At 67.3% G+C, this 22,542-nt stretch carries 20 protein-coding genes and 1 riboswitch; of the genes, 15 read left to right on the top strand and 5 right to left on the bottom strand.

Annotation, left to right across the window (positions count from 1 at the left end; translation table 11 throughout):
• Positions 1–4 precede the first annotated feature (4 nt).
• From ACFQ2S_RS22985 to ACFQ2S_RS22970, 4 genes are all read left to right on the top strand, one after another.
• Positions 5–1,846, top strand: coding sequence for a DUF294 nucleotidyltransferase-like domain-containing protein (locus ACFQ2S_RS22985; RefSeq protein ID WP_386078566.1), 1,842 nt, complete (start codon positions 5–7; stop codon positions 1,844–1,846).
• An 83-nt stretch (positions 1,847–1,929) separates the two neighbouring features.
• Complete coding sequence (locus tag ACFQ2S_RS22980; protein WP_386078563.1) at positions 1,930–2,451, top strand: hypothetical protein; 522 nt, start codon at positions 1,930–1,932, stop codon at positions 2,449–2,451.
• 5 nt (positions 2,452–2,456) lie between these two features.
• Positions 2,457–2,858 carry a response regulator transcription factor gene (locus ACFQ2S_RS22975; protein ID WP_386078561.1) on the top strand — a complete coding sequence of 134 codons (402 nt, stop codon included), beginning with the start codon at positions 2,457–2,459 and terminating at the stop codon, positions 2,856–2,858.
• A complete protein-coding gene (locus ACFQ2S_RS22970; RefSeq protein ID WP_386078558.1) occupies positions 2,851–4,980 on the top strand; it encodes a 3'-5' exonuclease in 2,130 nt (709 codons plus the stop codon). The genes ACFQ2S_RS22975 and ACFQ2S_RS22970 overlap by 8 nt, the downstream gene beginning before the upstream one ends.
• Before the next feature lie 288 nt (positions 4,981–5,268).
• Here ACFQ2S_RS22970 and purD read toward each other — a convergent pair whose 3' ends face one another.
• Positions 5,269–6,531: a phosphoribosylamine--glycine ligase gene (purD, locus tag ACFQ2S_RS22965; protein WP_386078556.1), complete on the bottom strand. Its 1,263-nt coding sequence runs from the start codon at positions 6,529–6,531 to the stop codon at positions 5,269–5,271.
• 76 nt (positions 6,532–6,607) lie between these two features.
• Here purD and xseA point away from each other — a divergent pair, with 76 nt between their 5' ends.
• A complete protein-coding gene (gene xseA / locus ACFQ2S_RS22960) occupies positions 6,608–8,164 on the top strand; it encodes an exodeoxyribonuclease VII large subunit (protein WP_386078553.1) in 1,557 nt (518 codons plus the stop codon).
• Positions 8,165–8,238: 74 nt separating this feature from the next.
• Here the strand turns inward: xseA and ACFQ2S_RS22955 are convergent, their stop codons facing one another.
• Entirely contained in the window at positions 8,239–8,640 is a 402-nt protein-coding gene (locus ACFQ2S_RS22955) for a hypothetical protein (protein ID WP_386078551.1), read from the bottom strand.
• Positions 8,641–8,798: 158 nt separating this feature from the next.
• Between ACFQ2S_RS22955 and ACFQ2S_RS22950 the strand changes: the two genes are divergently transcribed.
• The 5 genes from ACFQ2S_RS22950 to ACFQ2S_RS22930 all read left to right on the top strand — a co-directional run bounded on the left by ACFQ2S_RS22950 (position 8,799) and on the right by ACFQ2S_RS22930 (position 13,312).
• Entirely contained in the window at positions 8,799–9,461 is a 663-nt protein-coding gene (locus ACFQ2S_RS22950; protein ID WP_386078548.1) for a lysoplasmalogenase family protein, read from the top strand.
• A 68-nt stretch (positions 9,462–9,529) separates the two neighbouring features.
• Complete coding sequence (gene ftsY, locus ACFQ2S_RS22945) at positions 9,530–10,840, top strand: signal recognition particle-docking protein FtsY (RefSeq protein ID WP_386078545.1); 1,311 nt, start codon at positions 9,530–9,532, stop codon at positions 10,838–10,840.
• A 19-nt stretch (positions 10,841–10,859) separates the two neighbouring features.
• Positions 10,860–11,630 (top strand): class I SAM-dependent methyltransferase, encoded by a 771-nt coding sequence (locus tag ACFQ2S_RS22940; protein ID WP_386078542.1) that lies wholly within the window; start codon positions 10,860–10,862, stop codon positions 11,628–11,630.
• 105 nt (positions 11,631–11,735) lie between these two features.
• Complete coding sequence (locus ACFQ2S_RS22935) at positions 11,736–12,638, top strand: DMT family transporter (RefSeq protein WP_089232460.1); 903 nt, start codon at positions 11,736–11,738, stop codon at positions 12,636–12,638.
• A gap of 62 nt (positions 12,639–12,700) precedes the next feature.
• Positions 12,701–13,312 (top strand): inner membrane-spanning protein YciB, encoded by a 612-nt coding sequence (locus ACFQ2S_RS22930; protein ID WP_386078539.1) that lies wholly within the window; start codon positions 12,701–12,703, stop codon positions 13,310–13,312.
• 90 nt (positions 13,313–13,402) lie between these two features.
• Here ACFQ2S_RS22930 and ACFQ2S_RS22925 read toward each other — a convergent pair whose 3' ends face one another.
• Positions 13,403–14,338 carry an alpha/beta hydrolase gene (locus tag ACFQ2S_RS22925; RefSeq protein WP_386078537.1) on the bottom strand — a complete coding sequence of 312 codons (936 nt, stop codon included), beginning with the start codon at positions 14,336–14,338 and terminating at the stop codon, positions 13,403–13,405.
• A gap of 143 nt (positions 14,339–14,481) precedes the next feature.
• A riboswitch (SAM riboswitch) is annotated at positions 14,482–14,560 on the top strand.
• A 43-nt stretch (positions 14,561–14,603) separates the two neighbouring features.
• Here ACFQ2S_RS22925 and metZ point away from each other — a divergent pair.
• Positions 14,604–15,782 carry an O-succinylhomoserine sulfhydrylase gene (gene metZ / locus ACFQ2S_RS22920; protein ID WP_386078535.1) on the top strand — a complete coding sequence of 393 codons (1,179 nt, stop codon included), beginning with the start codon at positions 14,604–14,606 and terminating at the stop codon, positions 15,780–15,782.
• A gap of 23 nt (positions 15,783–15,805) precedes the next feature.
• Here metZ and ACFQ2S_RS22915 read toward each other — a convergent pair whose 3' ends face one another.
• Positions 15,806–16,015 (bottom strand): DUF2061 domain-containing protein, encoded by a 210-nt coding sequence (locus ACFQ2S_RS22915; RefSeq protein WP_386078532.1) that lies wholly within the window; start codon positions 16,013–16,015, stop codon positions 15,806–15,808.
• Between the two features lie 120 nt (positions 16,016–16,135).
• Here ACFQ2S_RS22915 and ACFQ2S_RS22910 point away from each other — a divergent pair, with 120 nt between their 5' ends.
• From ACFQ2S_RS22910 to ACFQ2S_RS22895, 4 genes are all read left to right on the top strand, one after another.
• On the top strand, positions 16,136–16,990 hold the full coding sequence (locus tag ACFQ2S_RS22910) for a helix-turn-helix domain-containing protein (RefSeq protein WP_386078530.1): 855 nt from the start codon (positions 16,136–16,138) through the stop codon (positions 16,988–16,990).
• Between the two features lie 51 nt (positions 16,991–17,041).
• Positions 17,042–17,776 (top strand): glutamine amidotransferase, encoded by a 735-nt coding sequence (locus tag ACFQ2S_RS22905; RefSeq protein ID WP_386078529.1) that lies wholly within the window; start codon positions 17,042–17,044, stop codon positions 17,774–17,776.
• 123 nt (positions 17,777–17,899) lie between these two features.
• Positions 17,900–19,003, top strand: a complete 1,104-nt coding sequence (gene folE2 / locus ACFQ2S_RS22900) for a GTP cyclohydrolase FolE2 (protein ID WP_386078526.1) — start codon at positions 17,900–17,902, stop codon at positions 19,001–19,003.
• A gap of 172 nt (positions 19,004–19,175) precedes the next feature.
• A complete protein-coding gene (locus tag ACFQ2S_RS22895; protein ID WP_386078524.1) occupies positions 19,176–20,624 on the top strand; it encodes a TrkH family potassium uptake protein in 1,449 nt (482 codons plus the stop codon).
• 30 nt (positions 20,625–20,654) lie between these two features.
• Here ACFQ2S_RS22895 and ACFQ2S_RS22890 read toward each other — a convergent pair whose 3' ends face one another.
• Entirely contained in the window at positions 20,655–22,433 is a 1,779-nt protein-coding gene (locus tag ACFQ2S_RS22890; protein WP_386078521.1) for a trypsin-like peptidase domain-containing protein, read from the bottom strand.
• Between the last annotated feature and the right edge of the window lie 109 nt (positions 22,434–22,542).

Raw genomic sequence — 22,542 nt, 5'->3', positions numbered from 1 at the left:
GACGATGACCGATTCCCCGCTCGACCGAGATACCCGAATCCTGAGGTTCATCGAACACGTTCACCCCTATGACAGCCTCGACCGCGAGACCCAGAAGCGGATCGCCGGGGTCTTTCAGGAAAAGGTCGCCACGGCCGGGAGCCCGATCTTTGGCGCAGGGGACCAGCTCGACGGGCTTTTCCTGATCGAGCATGGCACCGTGGAAATAACCGACGAGAACGACGCCCCGGTTTCGATCCTCCACGGCCGCAATTCCTTCGGCGAACGCGGGCTGATCCGCGACGGCAAGGCGCTGACAAACGCGCGTGCTGCCGAGGAGACGCGGTTGCTGCTTCTGCCGGCCGCCGCCTTCCACGAGCTCATCACCGAGGCGCCGAGCTTCGCCCGCTTCTTCGACCGTGGCCGCAGCCCTGCACGGGAACGCGGCGCCGAGCTTGCCACCCAGCGGGTGGGCGACCTGATGGCCCGCAACCCGATCACCGTCGACCCGACCACGCCGATCCGCACCGCCGCAGGGCTGATGCGGGACACCCGCGTCTCGTGCCTCGCGGTTACAGAGGCCGAGGACCGGCTGGTGGGTATCGTCACCCTGCGCGACATGGCGACCAAGGCCGTCGCCGAGGGCCTCGCCGGCGACACCCCGGTGCGCGAGATCATGACCGCCGACCCGGCCAGCCTGCCGCCGTCGGCGCTCGGTTCGGACCTGCTCAACATAATGCTGGAGCGAAAGGTCGGCCATGTCACTGTGACCGAGGGCGCACGCGTGGTCGGTATCCTCACCCAGACCGACCTGACCCGCTTTCAGGCGATCAGCTCGGCTTCGATGGTCCACGAGATTGCCGAGGCCGCCTCTGCAGAGGACATGGCGAAGGTCACCGCGCGATTGCCGAAGCTGCTGGCCCAGCTCGTGGGCGGCGGCAACCGCCACGAGGTCGTCACCCGGCTGATTACCGATATAGCCGATGCGGTCACGCGCCGGCTTCTGGCGCTGGCCGAGGCGGACCTCGGTGCGCCGCCGGTGGAATATCTCTGGCTCGCCTGCGGCTCCCAGGGCCGGCAGGAGCAGACCGGTGTCTCCGACCAGGACAACTGCCTGATCATCGACGACAACGCCCGCTCCGGCGACGCTGCCTATTTCGAGAAACTGGCGAAGTTCGTTTCCGACGGGCTCGATACTTGCGGGTACTTCTATTGCCCGGGCGACATGATGGCGACCAACCCGCGCTGGCGGCAGCCCGTGGCGGTGTGGCGCCGCTATTTCCGGGGCTGGATCGCCAAGCCGGATCCGGAGGCGCAGATGCTGGCCTCTGTGATGTTCGACCTGCGCCCGATCGGCGGGGCGACCCGGCTGTTCGCGGATCTCAAGGAAGAGACGCTGGCCGAAGCCCGCAAGAACTCGATCTTTGTCAGCCACATGATCGCCAATTCGCTCAAGCACACGCCGCCGCTCGGCCTGTTCCGCGGTTTTGCCACAGTGCGCTCGGGCGAGCACAAGAACGAGATCGACCTCAAGATGAACGGCGTGGTGCCGGTGGTGGACCTCGGGCGGGTCTATGCGTTGCAGGCTGGATTGAGCGAGGTCAACACCCGCGCCCGGCTTGAGGCCGCGGAGGCCAACGGCACGATTTCGCGCTCCGGCGCGCACGATCTGCTCGACGCCTACGACCTGATCGCCGAGACCCGCCTGAACCGCCAGGCCGACGAGATCCGCGCCGGTCAGAAGCCGGACAACTTCATGCCGCCCTCTGATCTGAGCGACCTCGAACGCAGTCACCTGCGTGATGCATTTGTGGTTGTTCGGACGATGCAATCGGCAGTCGGGCAGGGTAAGGGCATTTTGAGCTAGACACGCCGAGGCGTGGCCGCAGAGTGGCCGGCGATCGAATGCGTCGGTAGAGCGTAACGTTCCGGGTAATCCAGGGAGAGGCCATGTTCTTTGAATTGATCGCAGCCATCGTTGCAGGCGTGGCCGTTGCGGGCGCGGTGCTCCTGCTCAACCGGATCAGCGGCGGGCGGCTGCCTAGATGGACGATGCCTGCTGCCGCGGGCGTGGCGATCATCGGGTTTACGATCTACATGGAATACAGCTGGTTCGACCGGACGACCTCCGAATTTCCGGAGGGCGTGGAGGTGACCTTCACCCACGAGGCCCGCGCAGCCTGGCGCCCCTGGACCTATCTCTGGCCGCTGGTGGACCGGTTCTCCGCCGTCGATCTCGCCTCGATCCGGACCAACGACGCCGTTCCGGCACAGCGGATGGCCAACCTTCTGCTGTTCGCCCGCTGGTCGGGGCCGAAAGTGGTGCCCTTGGTTTACGACTGCGACGGCTGGCGCATGGCGCCGCTGCTCGATACCGTCGAATACGACGCGAGTGGCGCTGTCGCAAAGGCGGACTGGGGGCCGGTGCCCGAGGATGACCCCACCTTCTCCATCGTATGCAAGGAGGCCTGACCATCATGCCCAGCGACGCACCCGACCGCATCCTGATCGTCGAGGACGAGGACAACATCGCGCTCGCGCTGAGCCATGTGCTGAAGCGAGAGGGGATGGAGGTGACCCGAGCCACCGATGGCGAGGCCGGCCTGAAGGCAATCCGCGACACGCGTCCCGACCTCGTGCTGCTCGACGTCATGCTGCCAGCCATGTCGGGCTACGAGGTCTGCCAGGCGGTGCGCGCCGATCGTGATCTGGCCGGGATCAAGATCCTGATCATGACAGCCCGTGGCAACGCGATGGAGCAGCGCAAGGGGCTCGCGCTCGGCGCCGATGGGTTCATCGCCAAGCCCTTCGATCTCTCGAAGCTGCTGGAACGGACCCGTGCCTTGCTGGCAGGCGAGTCGGAGTCGAGCAATGCATGATTGGCTGGCAACGAGGCTCAGCCTGCGCCTGCGCGTCTTCCTGTTCTTCGCCCTGCTCGCGGTGGGCGGCATCGGTGCCGTGATCCTCGGCGAGATCCTCGGCTATCGCCGGGTGGAGGAGAGCGGCATCAAGGCGGGGTTCATCTTTGCCGGGCTGGTGGCCGGCTTCGGCATCCTCGGACTGGTGGCCTGGATCTGGATCCTGTTTGACGAACACGTTGCCAAGGCGATCCAGAAGCTCGCCGGCGGCATGCGGGCGCGCGCCCATGCCGAGATCGCGGAGGAACTGGACGAGGAACCGGCGCGTTACCTGGGTGATCTGGCCCCCGCGGCCAAGGCGATCACCGGTACGCTGACCGAAACCAAGAACGCGCTGGCCGAGGCGGTCGAGCGCGAGACGACGCGGCTCGCGGTGGAGAATGCACGCCTTCAGGCGCTGCTGGCCGATGTACCGGCAGGTGTTGTGCTGTGCTCCTCCGACCATCAGATCGTCTTTTACAACGCCCATGCGCAGGAGCTGCTATCGGGCGAGGTTTCGGCCGGGCTCGACAGGTCGATCCTCGACTACCTGCGCCCCGCGCCGCTGCGCAACGCATTCGCCCGGCTGCTGCAGAGCGAGGACGCCGACGCCGCCTGCAACGTGCTCTGCGCCTCCAGCCAGTCCGGCGATGTGATGGCTGGCCGAATGCGCCTGGTGAAGCTGCCGCAGCGCGGGGCGGAAGCGCCAGGCTACGTGCTGACGCTGCGCGACGTCACCGCCGACCTGGCCCTCCATGCCGAGCGCGAGGCGCTCCTGGAGGATGTGTTCGACAAGGTCCGCCGTCCGGCAGCCAACCTGCAGACCGTTCTCGATGCGGGCGAGGTGGATACGGCCGAAGGGGGGCGCGCGGCGCTTCTGTCAGAGGTATCTGCGCTCACCCACGCCATCACCGATCTCGGAACGCGCTACGATCGCGCGCGCGGCGGATGGTGGCCGATGGATGAGATCCGAGCAAGCGAGCTCGTCGACAGCGTCGTTGCCCGAGTCGGTCTGGAGGGCATCCGTCTGACCGGCGAAGCAGAACGGATGATGCTGCGCTGCGACGCTTTCCAGCTCGTCGCATTGCTCGGACACCTCTGCGAGCGGCTGGTCTCGGTGATCCGCGCCTCGGCCCTGTCGCTCCGCATCTCTGAGGACAGCAATGGCGGGGCCATGATCACGCTCGGCTGGAAGGGCAGCCTGCTGCAGGTCGGCCTGCTCGACGGCTGGCTCGACGTGGCGCTGGAAGTGGGGCTTGCGAACGTGACCGGTCGCACGGTTCTGTCCGCCCATGCCACCGAAGCCTGGCCCGAGGCCGGCGCGGTCGGGCGCAACCTGATCCGCCTGCCTTTGGCCGAGGCCTGGCCGATCTCGGCGCAACCGGCGACGGTGCGGCGATCGGCGGTCTATGATTTCGACCTGATGGACCGCGAACCCACCGGCGAGCTGGCCCAGACGCCGTTGCGCGAGCTGACTTGCGTAGTGTTCGACACCGAGACGACCGGGCTGCTGCCATCCTCTGGAGACAAGATCGTGCAGATAGCCGCGCTGCGCCTGCTTGGCGGCAAGCGGATCCCCGGCGAGGAGTTCGAGAGCCTGGTGAACCCCGAACGCCCGATCCCGGCTTCGGCCACCGAGGTGCATCACGTGACCAACGAGATGGTTGCCTCTGCGCCCACGATCGCGACGGTCGGTCGCCGTTTCCACGCCTTCGCGCAGGATGCCGTGCTGGTCGCGCACAACGCGCCTTTCGACCTGGAATTCCTGCGCCTCCACGAAGGGGAGATTGGGGCCCGCTTCGACCACCCGGTCCTCGATACGGTGCTACTCTCGGCGGTGGTGTTCGGGCAATCAGAGACCCACACGCTCGACGCCCTGACCGAACGCCTCGGTGTCGTGATTCCTCCCGAGGCGCGTCACACCGCCATGGGCGACACCATCGCCACGGCGGCGGCGCTCGAGATGATGATCCCGATGCTGGAGGGGCAGGGCTATCGCACTTTCGGTGAGGTCATAACGGCGGTGCGCAAGCACGGACGGCTGCTGCGTGACGCAAACAGTCCCGACAAGGTTCAGCCGGTGCGCCAAAAAAGTCGGGCGTGACGGGGGAGCGACGGTAGGCTCCCGCCCGCCAGAGCCGCATCGAAGATGCGACCCTGCCCGTTGGGCCGGGCGCCGCCTTCGGCGGCGTGGATGGGCTGGGTCGGTTGTCGTTGACCGAGCCGAGGGCTTCGATCCACTCCGAGGACAAAAGAGGCTGTGAAGGCGCAAGCCCTTGAGGCTGGCACCCAGGCTCTGCCAATCGGCCTCGCGTGCGAAAGCACGCGCCCGGCCCAACGGGATGAGGGGCCGCAAGGCCTCGAATCCGGGCGGGAGCGCTCCGCCGTGCGATCAGAGTGCTCGCCAGCCGATGTCGCTGCGATAGAACCCCTCGGGCCAGTCCACCGCTTCGGCCATCGCATAGGCGCGGTCGCGGGCTTCCTGCAGGGTGCGGCCGCGGGCGGTGGCGTTGAGTACCCGCCCGCCGGTCGCGGTGATCTTGCCGTCGATCTCGGTCGTGCCGGCGTGGAACATCATCTCCCAGCTGGTTTCCGGAAGGCCGTCGAGCCCACCGATCACGCTCCCCTTGGCGTAGTCTCCTGGATATCCGCGGCTCGCCAGGACCACCGTCATCGCATAATCCTCGGCCCAGTTGACCTTGCGCTCCGCCAGGCGCCCCTCGGCGGCCGCGAGCATCAGATCCAGCGCCTGCGCGCCGAGCCGCATCATCAGGGCTTGGCACTCCGGATCGCCGAAGCGGACGTTGTATTCCACCAGCCGCGGTGCGCCGTCCTTGATCATCAGACCGACATAAAGCACCCCGCGATAGGGCGTGCCGCGCCGTGCCATCTCGGCCATCGTGGGCTTCACGATGCGCTCCAGCGCCGCTGCGGTCACCTCCGGCGTCATTACTGGCGCGGGCGAATAAGCCCCCATGCCGCCGGTGTTGGGGCCGGTGTCGCCTTCGCCCACGCGCTTGTGGTCCTGCGCCGTGCCGACCGGCAGCACCGTCTCCCCGTCGCAAAGCACGAAGAAGCTCGCTTCCTCGCCCTCCATGAATTCCTCTATTACCACCTCGGCGCCGGCCGCGCCGAAGGCGCCGGAGAACATCTCGTCGATCGCGGATAGGGCCTCGTCCTCGGTCATCGCCACGATCACGCCCTTGCCGGCGGCCAGTCCGTCAGCCTTCACCACGATCGGCGCGCCCTGCTGGCGGATATAGGCGCGGGCCGGTTCGGCGTCGTCGAATCGGGCCCAGGCGGCTGTTGGGGCCCCGGCGGCGTCGCAGATCTCCTTGGTAAAGCGCTTGGAGGCCTCGAGCCGCGCGGCCGCTGCAGACGGGCCGAAGGCCGGAATGCCCGCCTCCGCCAGCCGGTCCGCCACGCCCGCGGCCAGCGGCGCCTCCGGACCGATCACCACGAAGTCGATCGCCTCGGCCTCGGCGAATTCCACCACCGCCCCGCCGTCGCAGATGTCGAAACTCGCGCATTCGGCGATCTGCTCGATCCCGGCATTGCCAGGCGCGACGATCAGCCGGTCGCATTTCGGGTTCTGCAGGATCGCCCAGGCCAGGGCATGTTCGCGGCCGCCGCCGCCCAGCACCAGAATGTTCATCGCCTTGATCGCCTCCGCTTGGCCTTCGTCGTCCCGCGTTCTAAGGTCGGCGCCGATCCGACACAAGCGAGCCCCGATGTCCGACCTGATCGACGACGAATTCGACGCGCCCGGCCCGGGCAGCAATGCTCCCGAATTCACGGTTTCGGAGATCTCCGGTGCTGTGAAGAAGACGCTGGAGGGCGCTTTCGGGCGGATTCGCGTACGCGGCGAGGTGGGCCGGGTGTTCAGGGCCCGCTCCGGGCATCTGTACTTCGATATAAAGGACGACCGCTCCGTGCTCGCCTCGGTGAGCTGGAAGGGCCAGCTCGAGGCGCTGGCGGTGATTCCGGAAGAGGGGATGGAGGTGGTGGCCTCCGGGCGGCTCACGACCTTCGGCAGCCAGTCCAAGTACCAACTCAACGTCGACCAGGTGGAGCCAGCCGGCGCCGGGGCGCTGATGGCGATGCTGGAAAAGCGCAAGAAGCAGCTCGAGGCCGAAGGGCTATTCGCGGCCGAACGCAAGCGCCCGCTGCCGTTCCTGCCAGAGGTGATCGGGGTGGTTACTTCGCCTTCGGGGGCTGTGATCCGCGACATCCTGCACCGCCTGCGCGACCGCTTCCCGCGCAAGGTGCTCGTCTGGCCGGTGGCCGTGCAGGGCCGGGACTGCGCGCCGCAGGTGGCGGCCGCCATCGACGGGTTCAACCGGTTGTCGCAGGGGGGCGCCCTGCCGCGGCCTGACGTGCTGATCGTCGCCCGGGGTGGTGGGTCGATCGAGGATCTCTGGGGGTTCAACGAAGAGATCGTCGCCCGCGCCGCGGCGGCCTCGGCGATCCCGCTCATCTCAGCCGTGGGGCACGAAACGGATACGACGCTGATCGATTACGTCTCGGATCGCCGCGCGCCGACCCCGACCGCCGCGGCGGAAATCGCGGTCCCGGTGCGGCTCGACTTGCTGGCCCACGTGGAGGGGCAGGGCGCGCGCGCCTCCGCTGCGCTGGCGCGCGGCATGTCCCGGCGCGGCGAGCGGCTGCGCGATCTGGGGCGGGCGCTGCCCCGGTCTGAGGCGTTGCTCGCCACTGCCCGCCAGCGGCTCGACCACACGTCCCATCGCCTGCCGGCGGCGTTGCGCTCCGGCGTGCAGACCCGCAGGCCGCGGCTCGTGCGCTTCGCGGCGCTCCTGCGCCCCGCGCTGCTGACGGACCGGGTCGACCGCGCGCGGGAGCGGCTCGATACCCGCGGCGCCCGGCTCGATCCGGCGCTGACCCGAACCACCGAGCGCGCGCGTGCCCGGTTCGACCGCTCAGCCAGCCGGGTGAAGCCGGCGCCCGTCCAGCGCGAAATCGCGCGCCAGAAAGACCGGCTCGAGGGTCTTCTCCGCCGCTTCGGCAATGCCGCTGCCGCGCAGGAGGCCCGCCGTCGGACCAAGCTCACCGCCATCGACAGGATGCTGCAATCTCTCAACTACGAGGAAACTCTGAAGCGCGGCTTTGCCGTGGTGCGTGGCGACGGCCGGATCGTCACCACCCGCGCCGCCGCCGAACAGGCGCAGGCGCTCGAACTTCAATTCCATGACGGACGGATGAAGCTCGGCGGCACGCCGCGCAAACCTGCCTCGCGCGACGGGAAGCCCGACCAGGGCAGCCTGTTCTGAGCCTCGTCATCTTTTGGTAAATGTTCCCGCGGGCGGCACAGGCGATCGCCAGCCGCTCGCTCCGGCGCTGGTTGTCAGACGCCGACCTCGGGGCCGAGGCAGAAAAGCGGCTCCTCTGCCTCGCCGGCCTCGTAGAGTTCGGTCGCGTCTTCCCGGTCCTCGAATAGCGCCCGCAGCCCGTTGCCGGAATCAAAGAAGGTCCAGCATTGCGGGTCCGGCGTGTCCTCGTAAACGAAGCAGATGAACCGCCCCTCCTGGTACCATCGCCCTTCCTTGCATTGGCCATCGAGGAAGGTCCAGGTCACCCGCCCGTCCTCGCGATACCGCTCGGCGCCATAGGCCCGCCCCTCGGAATAGAAGAAAAGCGTGCGCCCCTGCGTGCGCGCGTCGAATTCTTCCGCGGTGAGCGGCGTTTCGGCGGCGGCAAAGGCCGGAAGCAGCAGTAGCAGGCAGGTCAGAAGGGTGCGCAGCGGCATGGTCTCTCCTTGCGGTCGCCGGGCAGGCGCCTTCCGGCGCCCGCATCAGAATGGCAGATCGGCGGAGGCGCGGCCAGTCACCATCCCGTCAGGGTGTTGCCGCATCGGTGGGTGACAGGCCTGCCTGTCGCGGCTATCGCGGAGGGATGTCCTCAATCGTGTTCGCCCTTGCCGTTTCGGCAGCCGGTTTCGCCACAATCTACCTGCTGCGCCATTGCGCGGGTCCGTCAGGTGTTGCTCGCAGCCTGACCAAGACCCTCTCGACCGGACTGCTCGCTGCCGCCGCCCTGTTTGCGGGTGCGCCGGTCTTGCTGGTGGCCGGTCTTGGGCTCGGTGCCATCGGCGACCTGCTGCTTTCGCGCTCGGGTGCGCGTACATTTCTCGCAGGGCTTGTCGCCTTCGCCGTCGCCCATCTGGCTTACACTTTCCTGTTCCTGAACGCTGGCGCCGTGCCTGCGAACCTCATCGCCCCGGAGCGCAACCCCGCCGCCCTGGCCCTGCTGGCGCTTGGCATCGCCATGGGTTGGCGTCTCTGGCCGGTTGCGGGGGCTTTGCGCTGGCCGGTGCTGGTCTATGTCGGGATCATCGTCATGATGGGGATGGCCGCATTGAGCCTGCCGATCCCGCCAGAAGGCCCTTACGACCCGCTCCTCGCGATCGCCGCCGCCTCCCTGTTTATCCTGTCGGACGCCATCCTCGCGTTCGAACTCTTCCTGCTGCCGGCCACGCACCGGCTGCGCCGCATCTCGCCTTATGTGGTCTGGGTGCCTTACTGGCTCGCACAGGCGCTTTTCCTCGCCGCCTTCGCGGGGTTAACCTGAGCGCGCAGGCTTCCAAACCCGTCGCCATGGGATTAGGTGATACCTGCGGCAAAGCGAAAGGCCCTGCCATGGCATTTTTCAAGAAACTGAAGGACCGGCTCTTCAAGTCGTCCTCCAAGCTCGAGGAGGGGCTGGAGGCGATCGTGCAAGAGGGCGGCGAGGAGGAACTCGTCGAGGCGGCAGCGCCCGATGAGCCCGATCCGCAGCCAGAGCCCGAACCGCAGCCCGTCCCTCCCGCCGAGGAGCCCGAGCCCGCCCCGGCGCCCCCCGGTGTGCCGGACCGCCCGGAAACCCCGCAGCCGGCGCCGGCGGATCCGATCCCGGAGCCTGCCGAGCCTGTCCCCGGATCGCCGGACTACCCGGCGGAAGTGCCCGAGGCGCCGGAGCCGGAGCCGGTGACACCGCCCGCCGAGGCGCCGCAACCGGCCGATCCGATGCCGATGGACCCGTTCCCGGAAATCCCCGCCGGCGATCCCATGGGCCAGACGGCGCGGCCTGGCATCCTCGGTCGCCTGCTCGGACGCGGCGAGCCGAAGACGGTGGTCCGCCGGACCCTCGACGACGACATGCTGGAGCAGCTGGAGGAACTGCTTATCGCCTCCGACATGGGGGTCGACACGGCGCTTCGCGTCACCGCCAACATGGCCGAGGGCCGGTTCGGCAAGAAGCTCTCCACCGAGGAGATCAAGAGCTTGCTGGCCCAGGAGGTTGCGCGGATTATGGAGCCGGTGGCCCGCCCGCTGCCGCTCTATCCGAAGAAGCCGCAGGTGGTGCTGGTGGTCGGTGTCAACGGATCGGGCAAGACGACCACCATCGGCAAGCTCGCCAGCCAGTTCCGCGCCGCCGGCAAGAAGGTGGTGATCGCCGCCGGCGACACCTTCCGCGCTGCCGCGGTGGAGCAGCTTCAGGTCTGGGGGGAGCGTGCCGGTGTGCCCGTGCTGACGGCCGCGCAGGGCTCCGATCCCGCCAGTCTCGCCTGGGACGCGATGGAGCAGGCGCAGCGCGACGGCGCCGACCTGCTGATGATCGACACCGCCGGACGGCTGCAGAACCGCGCCGACCTGATGGAGGAACTGGCCAAGATCGTCCGCGTGATCCGCAAGAAGGACCCCGACGCGCCGCACAACACGCTTCTCGTGCTCGACGCGACGACGGGCCAGAACGCGCTCTCCCAGGTCGAGACCTTCCAGAAACTTGCCGACGTCTCCGGCCTCGTGATGACCAAGCTCGACGGCACCGCCAAGGGGGGCGTGCTGGTGGCCTTGGCAGACCGCTTCGGGCTGCCGATCCATGCCATCGGCGTGGGCGAACAGATCGACGATTTGCAGGCTTTCGACCCCGAGGAATTCGCGCAGGCGCTGACCGGCGCGGCGGCCTGATCCGTTTCAGGAGACCCGCATGACCGGTTCCCACGTGGCGATCAACCGCGACTACTGGAACGGCATGGCCGCCGACTGGGTCGCCGCGGGCGAGAGGAACTGGCGCCGCGAGGCGCCTGTCTGGGGGATCTGGGGCCTGCCCGAGGCGGAACTGGGCCTTCTGGCGGAGGGCCTCGACGGCAAGGCGGCGATCGAGCTGGGCTGCGGCACCGGGTATGTCTCGGGCTGGATGACGCGGCGCGGCGCCCGCGTAACGGGCGTGGACGTCTCGTCGGAACAGCTGGCTACCGCGCGCAGGCTGGCCCGGGACCACGGCGCGGACATCGCCTTTCTCGAAGCCAATGCCGAGGCGACCGGCCTGCCTGCGGGCAGTTACGATTTCGCCATCTCCGAGTACGGCGCGGCGATCTGGTGCGACCCAGATCTCTGGCTGCGCGAGGCCTGGCGGCTGCTCCGTCCGGGGGGCGGGCTGGTGTTCCTCGGAAATCACCCGCTGGCGCTGATGACCGCGCCCAATAGCGGCGCCCCGAGCGAGGCCATTCTGCACCGGCCCTACCGGGGCCTCGGGCGGCTGGACTGGACCGGCGTCGAAATCGACCCGGGAGGCGTGGAATTCACCCGCACCACGGCGGGCTGGATCGCGGTCTTTTCCGAGATCGGCTTCGACATCGAGGGATATCTCGAACTCTACGCGCCCGACACGGCCGAGGGCACAAGGTTCAGCGTTCCTGCGGACTGGGCGAAGCGATACCCTTGCGAACAGGTCTGGAAACTCCGAAAACGCGCCTGACGCAGGCGCCCGATCTCCTGTCTGAAAATATCCTCCGGGAGTCCGGGGGTGGACCCCCCCCCCGGCCGGGCGCCATGCGCGGGCCGCTTGAACCGAGGCATTGCCATGTCCCAGTGGATCCAGTCGCTCGAAGGAACCGCCGCAGGCCACGACCTCGCAACCTTGCTCGCGCTCGCGGCGGCCTTCCTGCACGCCGTCTTCGGGGCGCTTCAGAAGGGGCGGCACGATCCCTGGCTGAGCCGCGGGGCAATCGACGGCTGGCTGGCGCTGCTGTCGGCGCCGATCGCGCTCTTCGTCGTGCCCTGGCCCGAGGGGCACGTCTGGCTGCTCCTGCTCGGCGCGATGGTGATCCATTTCATCTACAAGATCGGCATGGCGCTGGCCTTTTCCCGCGGCGCCTTTACCGTGGTCTATCCCGTGGTCCGCGGCTCGGGGCCGCTCTTCGCGGTGATCGGCGCCTGGCTGATCTTCGGCGAGACCTTCACACCCACCCAGTGGCTCGGCATGGCATTGCTGCTGACCGGGATCTTCGGGCTGGCGGTCTACAACCTGATTCATGTCGAGGTCGCCCGCGAGACGCTGGTGCCCGCGCTCTGGCTGGCGCTCTTCACCGGGGCGATGGTCGCGCTATACACCACCTATGATGCCTACGGCATCCGCGCCACGCCCGATCCCTTCACCTTCCTCGCCTGGTTCTTCTTTGTCACCGCCTTCGACATGCCGGTGATCGCGGCGCTGCGCTGGAAGAACATGCGCTACCGCCCTGCGGCTGGTCCGCTGCTGTGGCGCGGCTTCGTGGGGGCGTTGGTGGCCTGGGGGAGCTTCGGCTCCGTGATGCTCGCGACCCGACTGGACAAGGTGGGCGAGGCGGCGGTGCTGCGCGAGACCTCGACGGTCTTCGCCGCCCTGATCGGGTGGCTGATCCTGCGCGAACCGGTGGGTCCGCGGCGGATGCTCTTGATGGCGACGATCGCGGCCGGGGCCGTCGTTGTCGAGCTTGGCGGTTGACTCCCGCGCCGAAACGCGGTGTGCCATCGGGCATCGAACCCGATGGAGGCTTGCAGGACAGCATGGAAGAAAAGACGGTCAACCCGATCCTGAAACAGGTGCTGGAGCTGGGTCCCCCGCTGCTGTTCTTCGTGGCCTACATCTACATGCGCGATCAGACCTACACGATCGGCGGGACGGAATACGGCGGTTTCATCGTCGCCGCCGGCCTCTTCGTGCCGGTGCTGCTGGCCTCGATCGCGGCCCTCTGGAAGCTGACCGGGCAGATATCGCGCCTGCAGGTCGTCACCGCCTTCATGGTGGTGTTCTTCGGCGGCCTCACCGTATGGTTCAACGACGAGACCTTCTTCAAGATGAAGACGACCATCGTCTACGGGCTCTTTGCGACGATCCTCGGGGTTGGCCTGCTGCAGGGGCGGAGCTACCTGTCCTGGGTTCTGGGCGACCTGATGCCGATGGCGGAGGAGGGTTGGATGAAGCTCACGTCGCGCCTGGCGGCGGGTTTCGCCGTGCTGGCCGTCGCCAACGAGATCGTCTGGCGGACGATGTCGACCGACGCCTGGGTTAAGATCGAGACCTTCGCCTTCCCGATCGCGCTGATGATCTATCTCTGGGCGCAGATCATGACGTTGCAGAAATACATGGAGCCCGAGGGCGAGAAGCCGGGCGAGTAGCCGCTGATCCTTGGCAGAAGCGCCGGAGGGGCGGCGCTGCCTCCGGCGGGGATATTTTCAGACAGAAGAAGCCGGTCGCGCCTGCGTGGATCAGGAGGGCTGCCGGTCGCCAATGTCCAGCGGGCGTCCGGCGAGCTGTGCCAGCCGTGACCAGAACGGCGACGGAGCGGGTGAATCATCCGGAATGCGCAACGCGGCGAGCGGGATCTTGCGGTCGAGCACCGCCCGGTAGAACGGAAACAGCCCCGGCCGCAGGTAGACCGACCAATGGCAGACGCGCCGGTCCGATGCCGCGATCGGGTAACCTTGGTCGGCCAGCAGGCTGCGGGTCGCGTGGTTGTCGATGTTGATGTCGGTCCAGTTGCTGGCGAGCCGGCTCAGCCCGGCGCCGAGGGCGCGGTCGCCGAAGTGGTGGGGCGCGAGCAGCCATTCCAGCGCGCGGTCGTAGAGTCCATTTTCGCGGCTGGTGACGTTGATCACCTCGACTGTCCGCCCGGCCGGGCATTCCAACCGGGCGCGGGCCACCGAGCGCATCTCGGCCGGGGCCATCAGCACCGCGCGGCCCATCGCGCGGGCCGGAAGGTGGGGCAGGGCGGAGAGCGCGACGCGGCAGCCCAGAGAATGCGCCAACACGTCGACGCGCTGCCCCGGGCGCAGTTCGCGTATCAGGGCGATCAGGCGCGCCAATGCGAGCCCGGTGCGCGGCGCGCGCCCATAGGCCTTCCAGAGCGAGCCGCGCGCCTCCCACCCAAGCGCGATGCAGAGCGGCTCGGAGGCCTCGCCCGTCCCGAGTCCGAGTTCGCGCGGCCAGGACAGCGCCTTGCGGCCAGCCCTTGCGGGGGCGAGAGACAAGATATGGGTGTGCGGGCTGGTGCGGTCGCTCGACGGGGAGAACTTGTAGCCGTGAACCAGAACCACCACTGGCGCGCCGGGTGCGGTTCGTTCCAGCGCTGCGCGCAGCCGGGCCTTGGCCTGCCGCGGGGCTGCGAGGTCGGCTTCAGCAACGTTGATCCGGCACAGGGGCATCGCATCGGTCCACAAGATCTTGTGGAGGGGGTAGCGCGGCTCTGCATCATCCGGGTGACGGACCGGTTACGCCAAGGTGACGCAAACGTAACGGGCAGGTAAAAGCCGGGAGGTTGCTTGACGAGAGCGCCGCGAAACCGATACGAGGGCCGCGTGGCGATTTGTTCACCGGATTGCGGGCCACGATAAACATGCCGCTAAAGAGGTCAGGAGCGGGACGCCCCGCCGCTGGCTCGCGGTGGGGCTTTTGCTTGGAGGTCCTCGCATGGACGACTGGAAGACACGCACCAAACTCATTCACTCCGGCATCCGGCGCAGCCAGTATGGGGAAGTGGCCGAGGCCATCTTTCTCACCCAGGGCTTCGTCTATGACAGCGCCGAGCAGGCGGAGGCACGGTTTCTCGAGGCCGGGCCGGACGAGTTCATCTATGCCCGTTACGGCAACCCCACGGTCCGGATGTTCGAAGATCGGATCGCGGCCATCGAAGGCGCGGAGGATGCCTTTGCCGCGGCCTCGGGCATGGCGGCGGTCAACGGCGCGCTGACCTCGATGTTGAAGGCGGGCGATCACGTCGTCTCGGCCCGCGCGCTCTTCGGCTCCTGCCTCTATATCCTCGAGGAAGTGCTGGCCCGATACGGCGTGGAGGTCACCTTCGTCGACGGCACCGATCTCGACCAGTGGAAAAATGCGATCAACAAGGACACCAAGGCTGTGTTCTTCGAAACTATGTCAAACCCGACGCTCGAAGTGGTGGACCTGCCGGCGGTGGCCAAGCTGGCGCATCGCGTCGGCGCGAAGGTGATCGTCGACAACGTGTTCGCGACGCCCGTGTTCTCGCGCGCCCTGGAACTGGGGGCCGACGTGGTGGTCTATTCGGCGACCAAGCACATCGACGGGCAGGGGCGGACTCTTGGCGGGGTGATCCTCGGCACCAAGGAGTTCATTCGCAAGACAGTCGAGCCCTACATGAAGCACACCGGCGGCTCGATGAGCCCATTTACCGCCTGGGTCATGCTCAAGGGACTGGAAACGATGGACCTGCGGGTCCGGGCGCAGGCGGCGTCGGCGCAGGCGATGGCCGAGGCGCTGCAATGGGACGCACGGCTGGAGCGGGTGATCTATCCGGGGCTGGAGCAGCATCCGCAGCATGTGCTCGCCACCGAGATGATGGAAAAGGCCGGCACGGTCCTGTCGATCGACATCAAGGGCGGGCAGCCGGCGGCGTTTCGGTTCCTGAATGCGCTCAAGATCATGATCATCTCGAACAATCTTGGCGATGCGAAGTCGATTGTCACCCATCCAGCAACGACGACGCATCAGCGGCTGCCCGACGATCAGAAGGCGGCGCTCGGGATCACGCCGGGCCTGGTGCGGATAAGCCTCGGCATCGAGGACACCGAGGATCTGATCGCGGATGTGAAACAGGCGCTGGACGCGGTCTGAGCGCCTGACCGCAAGGGCCGGCGTCAGAACGGACGGCGGCCCCAGCGGATGCGGGCCCAGACACGTTCGTGCAGCAAATAGGTCAGCATCCCGCAGGCCGCGCCCGCCAGCGCGATGGCGCCGCCGGTGGCAACCGATCCGGTGATGGTCCAGGTGATCAGGGTCATCACGACAAGCCCGAGGATCTGCCAGGTGGTTGCCTTGACGATGCTGCGCAGCGCTGTCTCTCCCATGCCTCTCTCCAAAACCGTTTCTGTTTCGGCACTTATCGCGCCCTGGGACGGAGAGGGGAATTTCGGGAATTCTCTTTCTTTTTCCTGCATTGGTGATAAATATCATCATCAATGACAAGAATGGACAAACGCGAACGGGCCGAGCTGTTTCGACAACGGCTGACCGGGCAGATGATCGCGGCGGGGATAAACCGCAGCGAGCTGGCGCGGTCGGCCGGAGTGGACCGGTCCACCGTGGCGCAACTGCTGGCCGACGGAACCGCGCGGCTGCCAAATGCGCACCTCGCGGCGGAATGCGCCCGGGCGCTCGGTGTCTCGTCCGATTGGCTCCTCGGGCTGGCCGACCGGCCGGAGCGGTCCGGCGATCTGCTGGCCTCGGCGATGACGGTGACCGAGGCGGCGCGCAGCACGGCGGACGCGCAACTCCACGACTGGCATCGCGAAGCGGCTGGCGCAAAGATCCGCCATGTCCCGGCGACGCTGCCCGATGTGCTCAAGACCGAGGCCATGCTGACCTGGGAATACAGCCACGCCCTCAGCCGCACCGCCGAACAGGCGATCGGGGCCTCGCAGGACCGGCTCGGCCTGCTGGACGATCACCTGACCGACTACGAGATCGCGCTGTCTATGGGGGAGCTCCGAGCCTTTGCCGCGGGCGAGGGCTATTACAGCGGGCTCGACGTCGAGATCCGGCGGGAACAGATCGAGGCCATGATCCGGGCGACGCGGGATCTCTATCCCGGCCTCCGGCTGTTTCTCTACGACGCCCGTAGGGTGTTCAGCGCTCCGGTGACGGTTTTCGGCAGCTTCCTCGGGGTGATCTATGTCGGCCGATTCTACCTCGCCTTCCGCTCGCGGGAGCGCGTGCGCTCGCTGGTGGAGCATTTCGACTGGCTGGTTCGCGAGGCCGAAGTGGACGCGCGCGACGTGCCGGAATGGCTGGAGGCGCTCGCCTCGGGCATTCGCACGGGTTGACCTCGCAGCTGCTGGTGCGGCAGATGCGGGGGCGAACGAGGACCCGAGCCGATGAAACCCTTCCTGATCCTGCAATTGCGCCCCGAACCTGAGGCCTCGGACAACGAGTACCAGGCCTTTCTGGAGAAGGGCGGTCTTTCGGTGGCCGAAACGCACCGCATTCGCCTGGAGCGGGAAGAGGTGCCGGAGGATCTGGACCTCACGGCGTATGCCGGGGTGATCGTCGGCGGCGGGCCGGGCTGCGTTTCCGACCCGGACGAGACCAAGCCGGTGATCGAGCGGCATATCGAAGCCGAGATCCTCGGGCTGATGCCGCAGATCACGGCGCAGGACATCCCGTTCATGGGCTGCTGTTACGGCATCGGCATCCTCGCGCATCATCTTGGCGGCCAGGTCTCCAAGGAGCGCTATGGCGAGGACGTGGGGGCGGTGGCATGCGAGGTCATGCCGGAGGGGCAGGGCGATCCGGTGCTCGCTGGCTTGCCGGGCCGGTTCAACGCGCTGGTCGGCCACAAGGAAGCCGTGCAAGCCCTGCCGCCGGGCTGTGTCCACCTGCTGCGGTCGGATCCGTGCCCGTTCCAGATGATCCGGTATGGCCGGAACGTCTATGCTACGCAATTTCACCCCGAGGCCGATGGCGCCGTCTTCGCGCTTCGGATCGAGATCTACAAGGAGCGGGGGTATTTCCCGGCGCAGGAAGCGCAGGCGCTCAAGGACCGGGTCCTTGCCAGCGACGTAGATCTCGCGCCGGTCATCCTGCGCAACTTCGTGGACCGGTACCGGTGATCTCAGCATCCCGAAGTGATCCGCATCGGGACGGCCTGCGTATTATACCGTGATCTGCACTGGACAAACCGGCCGCCTATACCGACCTTGGGTGGGCGCCGGACAAACCCGCGGGGGGCCGAGATGAACTATATTACCGCCGATTTCGACAGGGACCCGACACGTGAGGACGCACGCCGGGCGCTGGAGGTGCTGCGCCAATGGGCGGATATGGCCTCCGATGTCGAGATTTCCGATCTCGATCCTGCGGTCGTCCGGCTGAAACCGGGCGGAGCCGTCGATGCCTATCCGGACCTCAGCCGGAGCTACCCGTCCGATTTCACGGTGGACGCCGACTACAAGGCCGGCATGCCCGACCTCCAGAACGGGCCAGAGAGCCTGATACGCGGCGCCCGGCGGCAGATCCAGCACGTGGGGATCTCGAACTTCCGACTGCCGATCCGCTTTCACAGCCGTGACGGTGCGGACATTGCCCTCGACACGTCGGTGACCGGCTCGGTCAGCCTCGATGCCGACAAGAAGGGCATCAACATGTCGCGCATCATGCGGAGCTTCTACCGTTCCGCTGAGCGCACTTTCAGCTTCGAGGTGATCGAGGAGACGCTGGAGGCCTACAAGAGCGATCTGGAGAGCTTTGACGCCCGGATCATCATGCGCTTCGCCTTCCCGATGAAGGTGCAGTCGCTGCGCTCCGGCCTTGAAGGCTACCAATACTACGACATGGCGCTCGAGGTGGTGGACCGCGACGGCGTGCGCACCAAGATCCTGCATCTCGACTACGTCTACTCTTCGACCTGCCCGTGCTCGCTGGAACTGTCGGAACACGCCCGCCGGACCCGCGGGCAGCTTGCGACGCCCCATTCGCAGCGCTCCGTGGCGCGGATCTCGATGGTGGTGGACCCGGAAGCCGGCTGCCTGTGGTTCGAGGACATCGTCGAGATGTGCCGCCGGGCGGTGCCGACCGAGACGCAGGTGATGGTCAAGCGCGAGGACGAGCAGGCCTTCGCAGAACTGAATGCGGCCAATCCGATCTTTGTCGAGGACGCGGCGCGGCTGTTCGCCGAGGCGCTGCAGGCCGATGCACGGATTGGCGATTTCCGGGTGGTGGCGAGCCACCAGGAGAGCCTGCACAGCCATGATGCGATCAGCGTGCTGACAGAGGGGACGACGTTCGATTCTGTCGGGCTCGAGCCTCATCTCTTCGCCAGCATGATTCACGCCCGCTAGGGAAAGCCGGCGCCAGCAGGAATACGGCCTATCCCTCGCGTGCGAGGTATGACGCGGCCTCCATCCGAGGCTGCTTCGCAAAGAAGCAATCGGTGCGGGTGCAGCATCGGACCCCGCGGCAAGGTGCTTGGGGCGCTTGACAGTCGCGATGCCACGCGCCAACGCTTCGGCCATGTTGGACATTCGCCCTGTGGGATATGTCATCGGCCTGCTGGTGGCCACGCTCGGGGTGACGATGCTGTTGCCGCTGGGGCTCGACCTCGTGGCGGGCAACGGGCATTGGCCGGCGTTTGCCGAAAGCGCGATCCTGACCATACTGACCGGTGGACTGGTGGCACTGGCTTGCAGAAACGCCGTGCAAGAGGGGCTGAGTCTGCGTCAGACCTTCCTGCTGACGACGGGGGTCTGGGCGGCCGCGCCGCTCTTCGGTGCGTTGCCCTTCATGCTGGGGGCGACCAACGCGACCTTCACCGATGCCTATTTCGAGGCGATGTCCGGGCTGACGACGACCGGCGCCACGGTGTTTTCTGGCCTCGACAACCTGCCTCATGGTCTTCTGCTGTGGCGGTCGCTTCTGCAATGGCTGGGCGGCATCGGAGTGATCGTGATGGCCATGGTCTTTCTGCCTGAACTTCGTGTGGGCGGGATGCAGATATTCCGCTCCGAGGCCTTCGACACCCTGGGCAAGATCCTTCCGCGGGCGGCGGAGATCGCCGCGCAGATCACCTGGATCTACGTGGCCCTGACAATCTTTGCGATCACCGGGTACCTCGCACTTGGCATGGACTTCTTCGACGCGTCCAACCATGCGCTGACCTCGGTCTCGACCGGGGGGTTTTCCACCCGCGATGCTTCTTTCGGGGCATTCCAGGGCCCACCGGAGTATTTCGCCTCGCTGCTGATGCTCCTCGCGAGCCTGCCCTTCGTCCGCTACATCCAGCTGCTTGCCGGCACCGCGCAGCCGTTTCTACGCGACACCCAGATCCGCACCTACCTCGCGGTGATCATCGTCGTCGCGGTGACCTTGGCGCTGTTCCAGGTGTTCTACGACCGGCGCGGGCTGGAGCCGAGCATTCGCGAGGCGCTGTTCAACGTGACCTCGATCATCTCCGGCACCGGCTATGCGAGCGTCGACTACCAGGAATGGGGCGCCTTCGCCGCGACGGTTTTCTTCTTTCTCGGGCTGATCGGCGGCTGCGCCGGCTCGACCGCCTGTTCGGTCAAGATCTTCCGCTACCAGCTCCTGTTCGGGGCGATCGTGCAGCAGATCCGCCTGCTGCACTCGCCGCGCGGCATCTTTCCGCTGCGCTATGGCGGGCGGGAGGTGGAGGTCTCCACACTGAGTTCGGTGATGTCGTTTTTCGTTCTTTTCACGGTGTCGCTTGGCGGCTTTTCCGTGGCGTTGGCGATGACCGGACTCGACTTCACGACCTCGGTGTCGGGTGCCGGCGCGACGCTCGGCAACATCGGCCCGGGATTGGGAGAGATTATCGGACCCTCGGGCAATTTCTCCAGCCTTAACGTCACCGCCAAGTGGATCCTCTCGGCGGCGATGCTTGTCGGGCGGCTGGAATTGCTGGCGGTCTACGCGCTCTTCACCGTGGCCTTCTGGCGCAAGTGACGCCTCCGGCCGGAGCCGCGGGGTACGGGCTCAGTTCCAGCAGCTGACCCGGACCGTGAGGTCGCCAGCCAGCGTCGTGAGGTCTTCGGGCGGCAGGGCGGCGTGGCGGTCCGAGCCGCGCAGCGCGACGCCGGCCCCGTCCAGAAACTCCGCCATCGCCGGCACATCGACAGCGAAGTTCACATCGGGGGGCAATTGCCGTCCGTCGCTGTCGGAGCGGGCGCGCAGCATGCCGATAATCGCGCCGGTGCCGTCGAAGACCGGTCCGCCCGCGTCGCCGGGGCGGGATTCGAGCGACAGGCGGTCGAGATCGTCCTCGCCCTGCAGGCCGCGGATGTCGGCCAGCGTGCCATAGGTCATCACCGGCAGGTCGAGCACGTCCCCGAAGGAGAACCCGGCGAGCGCAACCTCGGAGTTCAGGCGCGGCACGTCGGATCGGAACTCGGCGACGGCGATCGGTGCGAGCGGTTCGCGCGGCTTGAGCAGGGCAAGGCCCAGGCGGTCGTCGCGGGCTGTGATCTCGGCCTCGGCCTCCTCGCCAAGGGTCAGGCGGCTGCACTGGGCGAGCACATCCGTCGTGGTCAGCACGGACCCGGCCGCATCGATGAAGAAGCCGCTGCGGCTGCGTTCCGGCCGACGGATCTCGAGGCCGGACATCAGGTCGATCCGCTGGTCGGCGCCGTCGCCGCTCAGGGCAGTGTCGGGCAGGACGGTGCCTTGGATCGGCATGAAGCTGTCGCGCATGGTCTGGACGACGCGTTGCATGAGCCTGTCCTGCGCCGGGGGCCAGGCGAGGGTGAACCCCTTGATCTCGCCGTCGGAGAGCTGGGCATAAGTGTGGGAGCTCAGGGTGTCGGACTGGCCCGTCAGCACGAAGCTCCGCTGCTGGCGCTCGCGAAAGCCGCTCGGCGGGACGATGTTGAGCGTCTGCATGATGTCGTAGAGACCGAACAGCGTCGCCTCGTCGCCCGACTGGCTGATCAGCACGACCCGGATGCCGTCATCGTCGCTGCTGTCGTAATGCACGAAGGGCGCTTCGGTTTCGCCGTACTCGATCTTGCCCGAGGGCAGGATCATCTCGATCCCGGCGGTGTCGTCCCGGACCGAGGCGAGGGCGAGATCGGCAAAGACGCTGCGGTAGCCATCGACCAGCTCGCCGCGCTGGCGGGTGGTGAGCACGCCGGACGCCTCGTAGCCCCTGGCGGACTGCCAGGCGGCCATGGCGTTGCGGGTTCCGGGGCCGAAGGCACCATCGATCCCGCCGGCATAGAAGCCCTCCCATTGCAGGGCTTCCTGCAGTTCCTGGCGCTCTGCCGGCAGCAGGCTGCGCTCGCCGGCCAAGGCCTCGCGCGGCGTCTCGTCGGGGATAACGGCCAGCACTTCGGGGCTCTCCGCCTCGGGCTGGGCAGGGGGCGTCTCGGGCTGTGCGAGCGGCAGCGTGCCGGCGGTTCCGGGGCGGGGCGCCGCGCCAAGCAGGTCGGTGCCGACCGGCCAGAACTGCTGCACATAGGTGTCGGAGGTTACGATGTAGCTGTCCGCGGGGATCAGCCCGTCGCGCTTGAGCGCGGCCAGCTCGGCCTCGGCGGTTGCCGCCGTGTAGGGGCCGAGCGCAACAGCGTACCAGGTCGTCCCGGTGCGGAAGCCGGCGACATTGGGAAGCGCACCGGCATAGGCGCGGGCCCTGTCCTGCGCCAGCGCCAGGGTGCGGACGGCCTCGATCTGGACCCACGCCGTGTCCTGCTGCGCCCGCGCGCCCGTCGCGACGATCCAGAATGACATGATCGAAAAAATCAAAAGAATGCGCTTCACTGCTCGGTTCCCCGGAAATTCGCCTGTTTCTGCCGACCACGCGGCGTTTCGCGGGAAAATAGCAGAGGCGCATGCGGGCGCACCTCAATTCTGACTGAGGCGGCGGAGC

Source organism: Tropicimonas aquimaris, from assembly GCF_042676185.1.
Lineage (GTDB): Bacteria > Pseudomonadota > Alphaproteobacteria > Rhodobacterales > Rhodobacteraceae > Tropicimonas > Tropicimonas aquimaris.
The sequence above is the reverse complement of the archived record's forward strand: the minus strand, read 5'-3'. Positions and strand labels throughout refer to the sequence as shown.

What these genes read in the sequence shown, in the direction of transcription:
- ACFQ2S_RS22910 (WP_386078530.1), top strand. Translation starts at nt 16,136, where the DNA reads ATGGACAAACGCGAACGGGCCGAGCTGTTTCGACAACGGCTGACCGGG.
- purD (WP_386078556.1), bottom strand. Translation starts at nt 6,531, where the DNA reads ATGAACATTCTGGTGCTGGGCGGCGGCGGCCGCGAACATGCCCTGGCC.
- folE2 (WP_386078526.1), top strand. Translation starts at nt 17,900, where the DNA reads ATGAACTATATTACCGCCGATTTCGACAGGGACCCGACACGTGAGGAC.
- xseA (WP_386078553.1), top strand. Translation starts at nt 6,608, where the DNA reads ATGTCCGACCTGATCGACGACGAATTCGACGCGCCCGGCCCGGGCAGC.
- metZ (WP_386078535.1), top strand. Translation starts at nt 14,604, where the DNA reads ATGGACGACTGGAAGACACGCACCAAACTCATTCACTCCGGCATCCGG.
- ftsY (WP_386078545.1), top strand. Translation starts at nt 9,530, where the DNA reads ATGGCATTTTTCAAGAAACTGAAGGACCGGCTCTTCAAGTCGTCCTCC.
- ACFQ2S_RS22905 (WP_386078529.1), top strand. Translation starts at nt 17,042, where the DNA reads ATGAAACCCTTCCTGATCCTGCAATTGCGCCCCGAACCTGAGGCCTCG.
- ACFQ2S_RS22930 (WP_386078539.1), top strand. Translation starts at nt 12,701, where the DNA reads ATGGAAGAAAAGACGGTCAACCCGATCCTGAAACAGGTGCTGGAGCTG.
- ACFQ2S_RS22925 (WP_386078537.1), bottom strand. Translation starts at nt 14,338, where the DNA reads ATGCCCCTGTGCCGGATCAACGTTGCTGAAGCCGACCTCGCAGCCCCG.
- ACFQ2S_RS22955 (WP_386078551.1), bottom strand. Translation starts at nt 8,640, where the DNA reads ATGCCGCTGCGCACCCTTCTGACCTGCCTGCTACTGCTGCTTCCGGCC.
- ACFQ2S_RS22915 (WP_386078532.1), bottom strand. Translation starts at nt 16,015, where the DNA reads ATGGGAGAGACAGCGCTGCGCAGCATCGTCAAGGCAACCACCTGGCAG.
- ACFQ2S_RS22935 (WP_089232460.1), top strand. Translation starts at nt 11,736, where the DNA reads ATGTCCCAGTGGATCCAGTCGCTCGAAGGAACCGCCGCAGGCCACGAC.
- ACFQ2S_RS22980 (WP_386078563.1), top strand. Translation starts at nt 1,930, where the DNA reads ATGTTCTTTGAATTGATCGCAGCCATCGTTGCAGGCGTGGCCGTTGCG.
- ACFQ2S_RS22975 (WP_386078561.1), top strand. Translation starts at nt 2,457, where the DNA reads ATGCCCAGCGACGCACCCGACCGCATCCTGATCGTCGAGGACGAGGAC.
- ACFQ2S_RS22940 (WP_386078542.1), top strand. Translation starts at nt 10,860, where the DNA reads ATGACCGGTTCCCACGTGGCGATCAACCGCGACTACTGGAACGGCATG.
- ACFQ2S_RS22985 (WP_386078566.1), top strand. Translation starts at nt 5, where the DNA reads ATGACCGATTCCCCGCTCGACCGAGATACCCGAATCCTGAGGTTCATC.
- ACFQ2S_RS22970 (WP_386078558.1), top strand. Translation starts at nt 2,851, where the DNA reads ATGCATGATTGGCTGGCAACGAGGCTCAGCCTGCGCCTGCGCGTCTTC.
- ACFQ2S_RS22895 (WP_386078524.1), top strand. Translation starts at nt 19,176, where the DNA reads ATGTTGGACATTCGCCCTGTGGGATATGTCATCGGCCTGCTGGTGGCC.